Genomic DNA, 13,256 nt, shown 5'->3' with positions numbered 1-13,256 from the left:
AACGCCGTGCGCACCGGATCCAGACCCGAGTCGGGCTCGTCGAACAACACGATCTCCGGATCCAACACCAACGCCCGCGCCAGACCCGCGCGCTTGCGCATACCACCGGAGATCTCACCGGGCAGCTTGTCCTCAGCCCCCAGCAGACCCACCAGATCCATCTTCTCCATCACGATCCGACGGATCTCGCTCTCGGACTTCCGCGTGTGCTCCCGCAGGGGGAACGCGACATTGTCGTAGAGGTTCATCGACCCGAACATCGCACCGTCCTGGAACAACACCCCGAACAGCTTGCGGATCTCGTAGAGCTCCTTCTCGCTGCACGAGGCCAGGTCGGTGCCCTCGATCACGATCGACCCGCGGTCGGGCTTGAGCAACCCGATGATGGTCTTCAACAGCACCGACTTGCCCGTACCCGAGGGGCCCAGCATCACGCAGATCTCACCAGCGGGAATGGTCAAGGTGACCCCGCCCCAGATCAACTGCTTGCCGAAGCTCTTCGTCAGGTCATCGACCTTGATCTCAACACCCATGGCACTGCACCTTCCGGGGTCACGCAGGAGAGAGGGAGGGAGCGACCCGGTCAGGGTCGCAGCATGCGGTACCAGGAGTCGCCGAGCGCGGCTCCCAGTTCCTCGATGCGCTCACGCCGCGGCGTCGCGCTGGGCAGGCCCACGTGCACGTAGGCCAGCTGTTCGGTCAAGCAGCCGAGGGCCTCGGCGAGCAGGTCGAGTTCGGCCTCGGAGAGGCCGGTGAGGTCGCCGGACTCGGTGAGGCGCTGGAGCCACCGACGGGTGCGGCCGACGAAGTCGCCGCGCATGCGCAGCCACAGCTGGAGGAAGCCGTCGTTCTCGCTGGAGGCGGCCGCCTCACGCAGCAGCCGCAGGATGTGGCGATGCCGGGCGTAGGTCGTCAGGTAGTCGGTGTGGACGTCGATGAGCGCCGCACGGTCGATGCCGTGACCGGGACGCCGTCGCGACGCGGTGGCGAGCTCCTCCAGGCCGGGCTTCATCGCGGCGAGGAACACGTCGTCCAGCGAGGTGAAGTGCCGGTAGAAGTTGCCCTGCGCGGTGCCGGCGCGATGCACGATGTCGGAGATGCGGGTGCGGGTGTAGCCGTACTCGGCGAAGCATTCGGTCGCGGCGCGCACGATGCGCTCACGGGTCTGCTCGCCGCGCTTGTTCGGCCGCTTCGCCGGAACCTCGGCCTCGGCCAGCCCGGTGTCGGTGAACATCGCCGTGATGAGCGCGTCCTGCTCGGCGTTCGTCATGCTCCACCTCCGCCGTCACAGCACCCGCCGGGGACGAGCCTAGCGGCCCCCGTCATCCGGTCACCGCGAGCGCGTCGCGCAGGTGCGCGCCCGCCTCGGCGTGCTCGGCGGCGAGGGCCAGGAGGCTGGCGAGATGCGGGTTCTCGGCCGCGGGGACGTCGTCCGCTGCGGCCGCCTGCTCCCCCTCCACGACGACGCCGGTGGTGCCGTCGACGGTGACCAGACGCCCGACGAGGCCGGCGATGGTGCCCTCGCCGACACCGACCACGCAGGGCAGGCCGATCTCGCGGCAGACCAGCGCGGCGTGCGAGGTGGCCCCGCCGACCTCGGTGACCACGGCGACCGACTCGAACATGAGCGGCACGTCCTCGGGCTCGGTGGCGTGGCGCACGAGCACGAAGGGGGTGCCGGCGTCGGCGAGGGCACCGGCCTCGTCCTCGTCGCTCACCGCGACGCCGCTCGCACGGCCCGGGCCGGCGGCCGAGCCGCGGGCCAGCACGTCGCCGACCGGGCCGGAGGCGGCGACCTCCCGCACGGCGGCGACCTGGTCGGCGCTCACGCGGCTCAGTGCCTCCGCGGGCGCGATGAGTCCCTCGGCGACGAGGTCGGCGGCGATGCGGACGGCGGCCAGGGCCGAGCGCTTCCCGGCCCGGCACTGGAGCAGGTAGAGGGTGCCGCTCTCGATGGTGAACTCGACGTCGACGAGGTCGCGGTGCTCGCGTTCGAGGCGGGCGGCCATCTCGGCGATCTGCGCGCCCAGCGCCGGCCAGCGCTCGCCGAGGGTGGCGAGGGGCTCAGGCGTGCTGGTGCCCGCGACGACGTCCTCGCCCTGGGCCTGGGCCATCCACTCGCCGTAGAGCGTGGGCTCGCCGGTGCTGGGATCGCGGCTGAACAGGACGCCGGTGGCGGACTGCTCGTCGCGGTTGCCGAAGACCATCGCCTGCACGGTGACCGCGGTGCCGCCGCCCTCGCCGAGCTGGTGGCGTGCGCGGTAGGCCCGCACGCGCTCGTTGGTCCAGGAGTCGAAGACGGCACCGATCGCCGCGCGCAGCTGCTCCCACGGGTCGGTGGGCGGGACGGCGTGCTCGTCGCCGCAGACGGTGGTGGCGTAGCCCTCGCGGAAGCGCCGCCAGGTGTCCTCGGCCCAGGCGCGGTCGCCGGTCTGCTCGGCCAGCACCTCGACGAGCTCGGCGGTGAGACCGAGGTTGAGGACGGTGTCCATCATCCCGGGCATGCTCTGCGCGGCACCCGACCGCACCGAGACCAGCAGCGGGGAGGGGCCGGCGCCGAAGGTGTGGCCGGTGGCCTGCTCGAGGCGGCCGACGGCGGCCACGACGTCGTCCCAGATCTCCTCGGGCAGGGCCCGGCCGTTGTCGTGGAACACGCCGCACACGGGCGTGGGCAGCACGAAGGCGGGCGGCACCGGCAGGCCGAGGGCCCGCATGCGGTGGACGCTGTAGGCCTTGCCGCCGAGGAGTTCCTTGCCGGCGAGGTCGTCGGGCAGCGTGCCGTCGAGATCGAGGACGGCGGCGGTCGTGGCGCGGTCGGTCATGCCGGAGCTCCTGCGGTCTGGGGGGCGGGGGCCGTGGCGGCGGCGCGCACCGCGCCGAGTCCGCCGTCGGCGGGGATGTCGATGCCCGTGACCCAGGTGGCCTGCGGGCTGAGGGCGAAGCCGACGACGGCGGCGACCTCGTCGGCGGTGGCGTGGCGACCGACGGCGCGCTCGGCGCGGTCGATCGACTCCTCGCCCATGCTGACCCGGAAGTCGCCGAGGATCGGCGTCTGCACCGGGCCGGGGCTCACCGTGAGCGCCCGGCGGCGGACGCCGACCAGGCGCGCGGCGAGCCGCTGCGTGGCGCGGTTGAGGGCGTGCTTGGAGGTGTCGTAGGCGGCGGGTCCGCCGATGCCGCGCGCGGCGATCCAGGCCTCGATGCCCTCGACCGTGGTGGCGGCGAGCAGCTCCTCGACGGACTCGTCGGTCTCGGCGTTGCGGTGGGCGGCCATGGAGGAGACGTTGACGATCGCGCCGCCCTCGGCGAGCCGGTCGGCGAGGTGTCCGGCCAGCAGCTGCGGGGCGAGCAGGTTCACCAGCAGGACGACGCGCGGGTCGGCCGTGCCGGGAACGCCCGCGACCGAGGCGAGGCCGGCGATGGTGGGCGGCAGCTCGGCGACGGCGGCGGCGATCGCCGCGGGGTCGGCGAGGTCGCACAGCGTCGTCGGGACGCCGTCGACGGGGCAGGCCACGCGGTCGAGCGCGTGCACGGTGCGACCCGCGGCCAGCAGCTGCTCGGTGAGTGCGCGCCCGATGCCGGAGGCGGCGCCGGTGACCACGATCGGTGCGGTCGCCAGGTCGTGCCGGGTGCTCTCGCTCATGCCATCACCGCTGTCATCTCGCACATCTCCACGATTCCGTGTTCTCCGAGTTCGCGTCCGTAGCCGGAGGCTCCCGAGCCGCCGAAGGGGACGCCGGGGCGTTCGCGGGTGCGGACGCCGTTGATCTTGACCTGTCCGGTGCGCAGTCGGCGGGCGAACCGGGACGCCGCGTCGGCGTCCGCGCCCCACACCTCGGCCGACAGCGCGTAGGGCGTGTCGTGGGCCAGGTGGAGCGCGTCGTCGAGGTCGGTGTAGGTCTGCACGACCAGCACCGGCCCGAAGATCTCCTCCTGCACCGCCCGCGCCTGGCGCCCCAGCCCGGTGATGACGGTGGGCTCGACGAAGAAGCCGTGGTCGGGTCCGCCGACCGGCTTGCCGGTGCCGGTGAGCAGATGGCCGCCGGCGGCGATGGCGTCGTCGATGTGGGCGAGCACCCGCTCACGATGCTGCTCGGTGACGAGGGGTCCCTGGGTGGTGGCCGGCTCGCCGGGGTCGCCGAGCACCTGCTGGGCGACCAGGGACGGCAGCAGCGCCGTGGCCTCCTCGACCCGGTCGGCGGGCAGGAGCAGGCGGGTGGTGGCGTTACAGGCCTGCCCGGAGTTCACCAGGCCGCTGGCCAGCACGCGGGGCAGCACGGTGGCCGGGTCGGCGTCCGGCAGCACGACGGCCGGCGACTTCCCGCCGAGTTCGAGGGTGCACGGGGTGAGGGTCGCGGCGCCCGCTGCGGCGACGAGCCGACCGGCGGCGACGCTGCCGGTGAAGGAGATGCGGGCGAGACCCGGGTGCGCGACGAGCGCGGCGCCCGTGACCGGGCCGGTGCCGGGCAGCACGTTGAGGGTGCCGACCGGCGCGCCCGCCTCCAGCAGCAGGTGCGCGAGGTGGACGGCGTCGAACGGCGTCTGCTCCGACGGCTTGAGCACCATCGCGCAGCCGGCGCCCAGCGCACCCGCCGCCTTCGCCACGATCTGGTGCACCGGCATGTTCCACGGGGTGATCGCCCCGACGACCCCGGCACCGCGGCGCAGCAGCAGGGCGCCGTCGCGCTCCTCCTCCCAGGCCAGCCGGCGCACGGCCTCGGCGCTGGCGCGCAGCACCCGCGGGGGCAGGTCGCCCTGGGTGGCGCGGGCCAGGGTGATCGGCATGCCCATCTGGGTGCTCACCAGACCGGCGAGGAGCTCGGTGTCGCGCTCGATGAGGTCGGCCCAGCGCTCGAGCAGGTCGGCGCGCTGGGACGGCGTCCAGTCGGCGAGCTGCTCGTGTGCGCGCCGGGCGGAGACGACGGCGAGGTCGACCAGGTCGGCCGCCTCGGGCACCTCGCCCACGGTCTGTTCGCTCCAGGGCGAGACCAGCGGAACGCCGTCACCGGGGAGTTCGACGGCGACGCCGTCGAGGTGGGCGGTCGCCCGCCCGAGGTGTCGCGTCTCAGCCACTGCGCTTCTCCAGGCGGACCGGCAGCTTCTTGATGCCGCGGAAGAAGTTGCTGCGCAGGCGGCTGGGGTCGCCGACCACCTCGAGGTGCAGGTCGCGCTGGAGCAGCCGGGTGAAGAAGAGGTTCGCCTCCAGGCGGGCGAGGTGGGAGCCCAGGCAGGCGTGGTCGCCCCACCCGAAGCCCAGGTGCTCGTTGGGGTGGCGGTCGACGAGGAAGCGCTCGGGCTGCTCGAAGGCGCGGGGGTCGCGGTTGGCCGAGGCGAACCACATGACCACCTTGTCGCCGGCTCGCACGGTGCGGCCGTGCATCTCCAGGTCGTGGGTGGCGGTGCGGCGCATCGAGAGCACCGGGGTCACCCAGCGCACCATCTCCTCCACGGCCAGGCGGACGCCGGCGTGGTCGGCGCGCAGGGCGGCGAGCGCCTCGGGGTGCTCGTGGAGGGCGAGCGTGCCGCCGCTGATGAGGTTCCGGGTGGTCTCGTTGCCCGCCACCATGAGGATCAGGTAGTAGGCGTCGAGGTGGCCGCGGCTCAACGGCTGACCGTCGATGTCGGCGGCGGTGAGCACGCTGACCAGGTCGTCGGCCGGGCAGGCGCGGCGCTGCTCCTCGAGCTCGCGGAAGTAGCCGAAGACCTCATCGCGCGCCCGCACGGCCGTCTCGGGGCCCTCGGAGTAGTCGGGGTCCTCGCTGGCCATCTGGTTGGTCCACCGCAGCAGGTGCGGGCAGTCCTCGAGGGGCGCTCCGAGGAGGCGGCCGATCATGACCAGCGGCAGCTGGCTGGAGATCTTCGCGACCAGGTCGAACTCGCCGGCACCGAGGTGCTCGTCGAGGAGGTCGTCGATGACGGCGAGGATGTCGGGCTCGAGCTTGCGCACCTGGGTCATCCGCACCTGGGAGGCGGCGATGCGGCGCAGCGGGCCGTGCTCGGGCGGGTCGACGTGGTGGATGCTGCGCGCCCCCTCGCCCTCCGCGCGCCGGCTGGCGATCTGGGTGCCGTGGGTGACGGTGAAGGACGCCGCGTCGCCGGCCACGGCCTTGACGTCGGCATGCCGGGTCACCGACCAGAAGCCGGGCCCGTCGGGCTCGTCGTTCCAGTGCAGGGGGGCGTGGTCGCGCAGGTGGGCGAAGATCTCCTCATCGCGCCCCTGCTCGAACGGGGCGAGGTCCATGAGGTCGAGGGGCGACACGCTGGTGGACATGATTCTCCCGATCCGGTTTGCGACTGATACGTCACTTTATAGCGCACGTCACATTCCTTGGGAACCCTACTGGCGCACTCTCCCGGGACTCGCTACCGTCCATAAGCGACTGCACAGTCGCAAACCAGGGTGCTGTCGTTCCCACCGACCCGAGAGGTGCCGTGTACCCGCCCGACATCGCCGAGCACGCCCCCGACCGCACCGCCTACGTCATGGCCGGCTCGGGCCACAGCCTCACCTTCGGGGAGCTCGACGAGCGGTCCAACCGCTGCGCCCACGCGCTCGGCGACCTCGGCGTCGCCCCCGGCGACGCGCTCGTCCTGCTGCTCCCCAACGGCCCGGCCTGGCCGATCGTCGTCGCCGCGGGCATGCGCTCGGGCCTCCAGGTCGTGCCGGTGAACTGGCACCTCGGCACCGCCGAGCTCGTGCCGTTGCTGACCGATGCCGCACCCGCGGCGATCGTCACCTGCGGCGAGCTGCTGCCGGGGCTCCTCGCGGCGCTCGACGCCGTCCCCGCGACGCCGCACGTGCTCGTGGTCGACGGTCCCGCCGACGGCGCACTCGATCTGGAAAGCCTGCTCGCCGCCGCACCGGCGACCCCGATCGCGCGCGAGCTGCTCGGGGCGCGTGTGCTCTTCAGCGGCGGCACCACCGGCCGCCCGAAGGCCTACCGCCAGCCGCTGCTCGGCGTGCACCCGCGGGAGGCACCCAAGCGCCACCCGCATCTGGCCGAGCGGCTCGGCATCGAGGCCGGCATCCGGTTCCTCTCCCCCGCGCCCAGCTACCACGCGGCACCGTTCACCTTCCAGCTGATGACCCTCGGCGTCGGCGGCACCGTCGTGTGCCTGGAATCCTTCGACGCCGTCCGCGCGATCGAGGCGATCGGGCGACACGAGGTCACCCACTCCCAGTGGGTGCCGACGATGCTCAGTCGCCTGCTCGCGGTGCCGGAGGAGCAGCGCGGTGGGCGGGCGCCGTCCCATCGGGTGGCCGTGACCTCCGGCGCCCCGTGCCCGCCGGAGCTCAAGGACGCCGTCACCGCGTGGTGGGGGCCGATCCTGCACGAGTACTACGGCGCCTCGGAGGGCTACGGGCACACCTACATCTCGCCTGCCGAGGCGGCCGAGAGGCGCGGGTCGGTCGGCCGGCCGCTCGGCACGACCCGCGTGGTCATCACCGACGAGGACGGCGCTCCGGCGCCGACCGGCACGGTCGGACGCGTGTGCTTCGGCGCCGAGCCCGACGCGCCGCTGCGCGGCATGGGCGACATGGGACGCCTCGACGACGACGGCTACCTGTACCTGACCGGCCGGGCCACCTTCATGATCGTCTCCGGCGGGGTGAACATCTATCCCGAGGAGATCGAGGCCGTGGTCGGCGCCATGCCGCAGATCGCCGACGTGGCCGTGTTCGGCGTGCCGCACCCCGACTTCGGCGAGCAGGTGATGGCCGTGGTCGAGCCGGCCGCCGACGCCGACCCCACGACGCTCGGCGAGGAGGTCGTCGCCCACTGCCGCGCCCGACTCGCCGGCTTCAAGGCCCCGCGCCTGGTCGAGATCGTCGAACGCCTCCCACGGCTGGAGACCGGCAAGCTCGACAAGCGGGCGCTGCGGGCGCGGTACGTCGCCGAGGGCTGAGCCTGCCTCGATGGTCGAGGTGCGAGGAGCCCCGGCGACGAGCCGCGAGACCCGGCGAGAAGCACGCCCACCCGGTACCGGCCACCGGACCGGCTCGCTGAGCCCGCCCCCGCAACACGGGAACGGCCCGCCGGATCGCGATGATCCGGCGGCCCGTTCTCTCTCCCTGAGCGATCCGGGCGGAAGCCCTGAGGGATGGACCGCCCCGAGTCGGGGTGGGGCGCTCAGGCCTCGAGCACCGTGACGGTGCCCTTCGTGCCGTCGACCTCCAGCAGCATGCCGTCGCGCAGGCGGGTGGTCGCCTGCGTGGCCGAGACGACGCACGGGATGCCGAGTTCGCGGCTCACGATCGCGGCGTGCGAGAACGGCGCGCCGACGTCGACGACGACCGCGGCGGCGGCCACGAAGAGCGGCGTCCACGACGGGTCGGTGATGGGCGCGACGAGGATCTCGCCGGGCTCGAGGTCGCGCGGGTCGTCGGGGTCGAGGATCACCCGCGCGCGTCCCTGGACGACGCCGTTGCAGCCCGAGACGCCCTCGATGACGTCGCCGACGCCGACGACGGCACCCACCGAGGAGCCGGCGGTCTCCCACTCCGAGAGCGGCGGCGCCTCGCCGACCACCACGAACGGCGGCACCTTCGAGAAGAGCTGGAGGTAGGAGGCCTCCCGGTCGGCCAGCGTGGCGCTGAAGGCGGCCGGGTCGGCGAGGAAGCCGTCGATCTCGTCCTTGAAGAGCATGAAGATCTGCTCGCGGGTGGCGAGGTGACCGGCCCGGACGGCGCGCTCGCCGAGCTCGAGGGCCGGCAGCCGCAGCTCGTGCATCAGCATCGCGGCGGTCGTGCGGCCACGCTCGCGACCGCGCAGCCACAGCGCAGCCGCGTTGAGGACGACCTCGAACTGTCCGAGCGCCTCGGCGTCGGCGGCGAGCATGGCGCGCATCTCGGTGGCCGCGGCCTCGCGCTGCGCGACCCGCTCGGCGTTCTTCGCCTCGGGCGCCTGGTCGTCGCCGACGTGGCGCATGCGGTCGATGGTGGCGAGCACCATGCCGGGGTCGACACCCCAGGTGACGGCCCGGATCTCCCACTCGGAGGGGCCGCGGAAGTCCCACCGGTGCAGGAACTCCCCGAGCTCCTTGGCGAACTGCTGCGAGGCCTCGTCGGTGGCGGCGGTCAGCCGGTCGTGCAGACCGTCGAGGCCGGCGTCGAAGGCGGCGGCGACCGCGGCGTCGCGTGCCAGGCGGCTCAGCGCCCACATGCCCAGGGACGGACCCGCGGAGTCGACCTCGCCGATGCCGCTGACGAGGGCGAGCGCCATCTCCGGGCGCCCGACCGCCTCGGCGAGCTGGGCCGCAGCACCCAGGCCGACGCCGGACTTCAGGCTGGCCTCGATGTGGTGCTTGAAGAGCCGGCGCAGCAGGACGTCGAAGGAGAGGATGCGGTCCCACAGCTCGCGGTCCGAGAGCGTGGCGAGGTCGGGACGGCTCGCCCGGATCGCCTCGACCTCGGCCCGGTCGGCGTCGTAGGCGGCCAGGTCGGTGGCGCCGAGCACCTCGTTCATCAGCCAGGCGCCGGCCGTGGCCTCGAAGGCCTCGTTGACGTCGAAGTCGCGGGCCTCGCTCTCGTAGCTGGGGATGCCCGGCATGTCGCCGAAGTACTGGAGGTCGACCGCCTCGGCCGACATCCCCGGTACCCGGATGCCGAAGAGCCGCATCAGCGACATGTTGATGTAGAGGTAGCTGCCGAACGCCGGGAGGATGTTCATCTCGGTGGCGTCGTCGTACAGATCGTGGTCCCACACCCCGCACGCCACGAACGCGTCGCGCCACCCGAGCTCGAGGTTCGCCTGGAACCCCGCGGAGGCGTTGAGCGGGCTGATCGGGTTGGGGAAGATCTCGCCCACGTTGGCGCGGGAGTAGAGCGGGAAGACCGCCGAGGTGCGGTCGCTGATCGGCCAGGTCGTCATGGGGGACCCCTCGATACGGCGGTCGGCACGAGACCGGACCGCGACTGGGTTAGTGACTGATGGTTCACATAGTTGATGTGAGCGCGGTCACCTGTCAATGGGTGACGTGCTGCCAATCACGAAGTTCCAACGGAGTCTCCCGCCGCCGCCGCCCCACCTTCGGTCGACGCTCCGCACTGGACAAAGAGTGATCGTCTGGTCACAATCGAGCCACCCGTTCCCGGGTCAGAGGCGAGGAGAACCGATGCGCATCCTGGTGACCAACGACGACGGCGTCGCCTCGGAGGGTCTCCACGCGATCGCCGCCTCCCTGGCCGCCGACGGACACGACGTGGTCGTGGTGGCCCCGAGCTCCGACCTCAGCGGCAGCGGCTCGTCCCTGGGCACGCTCGAGGACGGCGCCCGTGTCGGCTGCCGGCCCGTCGAGCTGCCGGAGCTGCCGGCGATCCCCGTGTGGTCGGTCGACGCCCCGCCCGCCTTCGCGGTGCTGGCCACCGCGAGCGGGCTGTTCGGCGAGCGGCCCGACCTCGTGGTCAGCGGCATCAACCCCGGCCCCAACACCGGCCGGATGATCCTCGGCTCCAGCACCGTCGGCGCCGTCCTGACCGCCACCGCCATCGGCCTGCGCGGCGTCGCGCTCAGCTGCGGCTTCCCGCCCGACCACCGCTTCGACACCGCGGCCCGGGTGGGCGTCGCCGTCATCGACTGGTTCGCCGAGCACCCCGTCTACGACGCCCTCAACGTCAACGTGCCCGATTGCGACCTCGCCGACATCCACGGCGTCCGGATGGCACCCCTGGCCCGGCGCGGCCTGATGGGGCTGCGCCTGGAGCACGAGCCCGACGCCATCGTGCTCAGTCGCTACACCCAGAACAGCCGCCTCGGCGAGGACACCGACTCCGACCTGCTCTCCCGCGGGTACGTCGCCGTCAGCGCGCTGCGCAACCTGGGCACCGTGGGCGAGGACGACGAGGCCGGCCTGGCCGCCGCCCTCGAGGCGGAGCTGGCCGCGGCGCTCGCCGCGGCGGGCTGAGCCCCCGGCCGTCAGACCGGGTCGGGCCGAGGTCGCCGGTCAGACCGGCTTGAGGTCGTCGACCAACCAGCGGCCGTCGGACCACACCATCCGCACCTCGGCGCGCGTCGCCACGGGTTCGCCGAGCGACCCGCCGGGGCGCTTCGTGCGCTGGGAGAGCATGACCAGCAGCGTCACGGCATCGGCGTCACCCGAGACGACGCCGATGCGCGAGACCTCGGCGGTCGTCGCGAAGCCCTTCTGGGCCACGGTCGGCTCGACGAGCGAGGTGAGCAGCTCCTCGAACTCGGCGCGGAATCCGGAGGTCACCAGCGCCCGCGCGGCGTCCATCTGCTCGCGCACCTGCGCCTGGTCGCCGCGGTAGGTCAGCAACGCCGGCACGTCGGCACTCGCGGCGCGGGCCGCCGAGGTGCGGCGGTCGGCGATCTGCTGCTCCGAGGCCAGGCGATCGTGGCCGTGCACGGCGTAGAACCCGCTCGCCACCAGGGCGGCGGGCACGAGGACGCCGGCGGCGATCCGTCCGGCCCTCATCCGAGGAACTCCACGTCGTCGACCTTCCAGACCTCGCCAGCGCGGACCAGGCCGACGGCCAGCCGGAACGTGCGCAGCTCGCCCTGCGGGAGCTCGCTGTTGGAGACCAGCGAGGTCGCCGCGATCAGCACCGTGGCCCGCGATGCGTCGAGCTTCTCCACCGCAGCCGAGGCGACGGTGCCCTGGCTGGCGACGTCGCCCTGCTTCAGCACGCCGGCCACCGTGCTGCTCAACGTGTCGACCTGGTCGGCGAAGCCGCCGGTCGCCATCGCGCGCAGCTTCTCCAGCGTCGCAGCGCCGGTGGCCGCATCGAGGCCGAGCAGCAGCTCGGCGGCGTCGGAGGCGGTGGTGCGCACGGTCTGGCGCTCGGCCCGCAGTGCGGCGAGGTCGTCGGCCTGCTGCTCCTGCCGCCAGCCCCAGCCCGCGAGGGCCGCTGCGGTCAGGAGGCCCACGACCACGAGGGCGGCCACCCACCGCGACCGGCGGGCGGGCATCGACTCCGATGGCGGCGGGGCCTCGGGGGCACTCGCCTCGGTTCCGGGTTCAGTCATCGTCATCGCTCGCTCCGTTCCCCGCGACGGGCTCCAGGCGGAGTACCCGCCACGCCCCGTCGACCGTGCTCAACGTGGCCTCGATCGCGGTGACCTGCACCGCCGGCGTCGGCGAGGCGGCCGTTGTGGTCGTCTGCCGCAGGTAGGCCAGCACCACCGGCCGGGCGGCGTCGGCGTCGGCCAGACCGATGTCGACGACCGTGGCGGAACTGCTGGCCTCCAGGCTGCGGATGCGCCGCCCGCTGGCGCCGGACAGCGCGTCGCGGTACTCCTCGCGCAGGTCGCCGGTGACCAGGCCGTCGACCTCGGCGAGGTCCTCCGACAGGCCCTCGGCGTCGTAGGAGAAGAGGGCCTCGAGGCGGTCGGTGGCGACCCGCAGGACGTCGGCACGGCCGCGGGCGTCGAGGTCGTCGTCGCCGCCCCCGCAGGCCGAGAGCATCGGCAGCAGCGCGACGATCGCCGCACCGACCGCGAGGCGCCTCATCGGGCGGCCTGCATCGTCGCGACCCGCCAGGATCCGTCGACGCGGGTCAGGCCCACGCGGAAGAGGAAGGCCCGCCGTCCCGAGGAGGCGGCCACCAGCACCTCGGCGTCCTCGCCGCGCACGCCGACCACCGCGTCGGAGTCGATCGAGACCTCCGTACCCGGATCGACGGCACCGGCGCGGACGGCGCGGGTGAACCGGCCGCCGCCCACCTGGGCGCGCCAGTCGCCCGTCGCGCCGGCGGTCAACCGCTCGACGGCGTCGTCGGGAGCCGTGCCGGCGGCGACCTGGAGCAGCAGACGGACCTGGGTGTCGGCGAGCGTGGTCACCGCCCGGGCGTCGTCGGCGTAGGTGTCGTCGGCGCCGCTCCACGGCCGGGTCACCGCGAGCGCACCCGCGGCCACCGCGATCAGCGCCACCACGACGGCCGCGATGCGCGTGCGGCGCCGCGGCCGCCTCGCCCCGCCGAGCTGGGGCGGAGCGAGGCGCGCGGCCAGCTCGGCGGTCACGACCGTCCGCCGGCCCGGGAGAGCGGGCCGAGCAGGATGTCGCGCCAGTCGGCGCCCGCCGTCGGCAGGCGGACGCCGCCGAGCAGCGCCGGGAGACCGTCGGAGGTGCCGAGTCCGAGCGGGCTGTAGGGCGAGGTGCCCTCGGCCGCTCCGGGCACGAGGAGCCGACGGGCGGTCGCGACCTGGGTGGCGAGCGCCTCCTTCTCCACGGCGGCGTCCTCGGCACGGCTCTGGAAGATCAGGCCGCAGTCGTAGGCCGACGCGCCGCGCCGGGTG

At 73.6% G+C, this 13,256-nt stretch carries 14 protein-coding genes; 2 read left to right on the top strand and 12 right to left on the bottom strand.

All coding sequences use genetic code 11. The features are described 5' to 3' along the window. The 6 genes from ABD671_RS07435 to ABD671_RS07410 form a co-directional block, all read right to left on the bottom strand. Positions 1-533, bottom strand: a 533-nt coding sequence (locus tag ABD671_RS07435) for an ABC transporter ATP-binding protein (protein ID WP_344732655.1), incomplete at its 3' end; no start/stop codon positions are given. Between the two features lie 50 nt (positions 534-583). Continuing rightward, entirely contained in the window at positions 584-1,270 is a 687-nt protein-coding gene (locus tag ABD671_RS07430) for a TetR/AcrR family transcriptional regulator (protein ID WP_344732654.1), read from the bottom strand. Positions 1,271-1,322: 52 nt separating this feature from the next. Further along, a complete protein-coding gene (locus ABD671_RS07425; protein ID WP_344732653.1) occupies positions 1,323-2,822 on the bottom strand; it encodes a pyruvate, phosphate dikinase in 1,500 nt (499 codons plus the stop codon). After that, positions 2,819-3,643 carry an SDR family oxidoreductase gene (locus tag ABD671_RS07420; RefSeq protein WP_344732652.1) on the bottom strand — a complete coding sequence of 275 codons (825 nt, stop codon included), beginning with the start codon at positions 3,641-3,643 and terminating at the stop codon, positions 2,819-2,821. Before ABD671_RS07420 ends, ABD671_RS07425 begins: the two co-directional genes overlap by 4 nt. Continuing rightward, positions 3,640-5,073, bottom strand: a complete 1,434-nt coding sequence (locus ABD671_RS07415; RefSeq protein WP_344732651.1) for an aldehyde dehydrogenase family protein — start codon at positions 5,071-5,073, stop codon at positions 3,640-3,642. The genes ABD671_RS07420 and ABD671_RS07415 overlap by 4 nt, the downstream gene beginning before the upstream one ends. Further along, positions 5,066-6,271 carry a cytochrome P450 gene (locus tag ABD671_RS07410; protein WP_344732650.1) on the bottom strand — a complete coding sequence of 402 codons (1,206 nt, stop codon included), beginning with the start codon at positions 6,269-6,271 and terminating at the stop codon, positions 5,066-5,068. Before ABD671_RS07410 ends, ABD671_RS07415 begins: the two co-directional genes overlap by 8 nt. A 161-nt stretch (positions 6,272-6,432) precedes the next feature. Here ABD671_RS07410 and ABD671_RS07405 point away from each other — a divergent pair, with 161 nt between their 5' ends. After that, positions 6,433-7,908: an AMP-binding protein gene (locus tag ABD671_RS07405; protein ID WP_344732649.1), complete on the top strand. Its 1,476-nt coding sequence runs from the start codon at positions 6,433-6,435 to the stop codon at positions 7,906-7,908. A 224-nt stretch (positions 7,909-8,132) separates the two neighbouring features. Here the strand turns inward: ABD671_RS07405 and ABD671_RS07400 are convergent, their stop codons facing one another. Next, positions 8,133-9,872 carry a PEP-utilizing enzyme gene (locus tag ABD671_RS07400; RefSeq protein WP_344732648.1) on the bottom strand — a complete coding sequence of 580 codons (1,740 nt, stop codon included), beginning with the start codon at positions 9,870-9,872 and terminating at the stop codon, positions 8,133-8,135. A gap of 244 nt (positions 9,873-10,116) precedes the next feature. Between ABD671_RS07400 and surE the strand changes: the two genes are divergently transcribed. Continuing rightward, complete coding sequence (gene surE / locus ABD671_RS07395; RefSeq protein ID WP_344732647.1) at positions 10,117-10,905, top strand: 5'/3'-nucleotidase SurE; 789 nt, start codon at positions 10,117-10,119, stop codon at positions 10,903-10,905. A 39-nt stretch (positions 10,906-10,944) separates the two neighbouring features. Here the strand turns inward: surE and ABD671_RS07390 are convergent, their stop codons facing one another. From ABD671_RS07390 to ABD671_RS07370, 5 genes are all read right to left on the bottom strand, one after another. Further along, positions 10,945-11,436, bottom strand: coding sequence for a hypothetical protein (locus ABD671_RS07390; protein ID WP_344732646.1), 492 nt, complete (start codon positions 11,434-11,436; stop codon positions 10,945-10,947). Then, on the bottom strand, positions 11,433-11,987 hold the full coding sequence (locus tag ABD671_RS07385) for a hypothetical protein (RefSeq protein ID WP_344732645.1): 555 nt from the start codon (positions 11,985-11,987) through the stop codon (positions 11,433-11,435). The genes ABD671_RS07390 and ABD671_RS07385 overlap by 4 nt, the downstream gene beginning before the upstream one ends. Further along, on the bottom strand, positions 11,980-12,471 hold the full coding sequence (locus ABD671_RS07380) for a hypothetical protein (RefSeq protein ID WP_344732644.1): 492 nt from the start codon (positions 12,469-12,471) through the stop codon (positions 11,980-11,982). The genes ABD671_RS07385 and ABD671_RS07380 overlap by 8 nt, the downstream gene beginning before the upstream one ends. Beyond that, positions 12,468-12,980: a hypothetical protein gene (locus tag ABD671_RS07375; RefSeq protein ID WP_344732643.1), complete on the bottom strand. Its 513-nt coding sequence runs from the start codon at positions 12,978-12,980 to the stop codon at positions 12,468-12,470. Before ABD671_RS07375 ends, ABD671_RS07380 begins: the two co-directional genes overlap by 4 nt. Next, a partial coding sequence (locus ABD671_RS07370) for a hypothetical protein (RefSeq protein ID WP_344732641.1) occupies positions 12,977-13,256 on the bottom strand: 280 nt, incomplete at its 5' end. The genes ABD671_RS07375 and ABD671_RS07370, both read right to left, overlap by 4 nt.

The organism is Nocardioides fonticola (genome assembly GCF_039536805.1).
In the GTDB taxonomy this organism is placed as follows: Bacteria; Actinomycetota; Actinomycetes; order Propionibacteriales; family Nocardioidaceae; genus Nocardioides; species Nocardioides fonticola.
This window is presented reverse-complemented; position numbering and strand designations above follow the sequence as displayed.

Bases quoted from the DNA above. Each gene is read 5' to 3' on its own strand.
- ABD671_RS07430 (WP_344732654.1), bottom strand. From the start codon at position 1,270: ATGACGAACGCCGAGCAGGACGCGCTCATCACGGCGATGTTCACCGAC.
- surE (WP_344732647.1), top strand. From the start codon at position 10,117: ATGCGCATCCTGGTGACCAACGACGACGGCGTCGCCTCGGAGGGTCTC.
- ABD671_RS07425 (WP_344732653.1), bottom strand. From the start codon at position 2,822: ATGACCGACCGCGCCACGACCGCCGCCGTCCTCGATCTCGACGGCACG.
- ABD671_RS07390 (WP_344732646.1), bottom strand. From the start codon at position 11,436: ATGAGGGCCGGACGGATCGCCGCCGGCGTCCTCGTGCCCGCCGCCCTG.
- ABD671_RS07400 (WP_344732648.1), bottom strand. From the start codon at position 9,872: ATGACGACCTGGCCGATCAGCGACCGCACCTCGGCGGTCTTCCCGCTC.
- ABD671_RS07420 (WP_344732652.1), bottom strand. From the start codon at position 3,643: ATGAGCGAGAGCACCCGGCACGACCTGGCGACCGCACCGATCGTGGTC.
- ABD671_RS07385 (WP_344732645.1), bottom strand. From the start codon at position 11,987: ATGACTGAACCCGGAACCGAGGCGAGTGCCCCCGAGGCCCCGCCGCCA.
- ABD671_RS07410 (WP_344732650.1), bottom strand. From the start codon at position 6,271: ATGTCCACCAGCGTGTCGCCCCTCGACCTCATGGACCTCGCCCCGTTC.
- ABD671_RS07380 (WP_344732644.1), bottom strand. From the start codon at position 12,471: ATGAGGCGCCTCGCGGTCGGTGCGGCGATCGTCGCGCTGCTGCCGATG.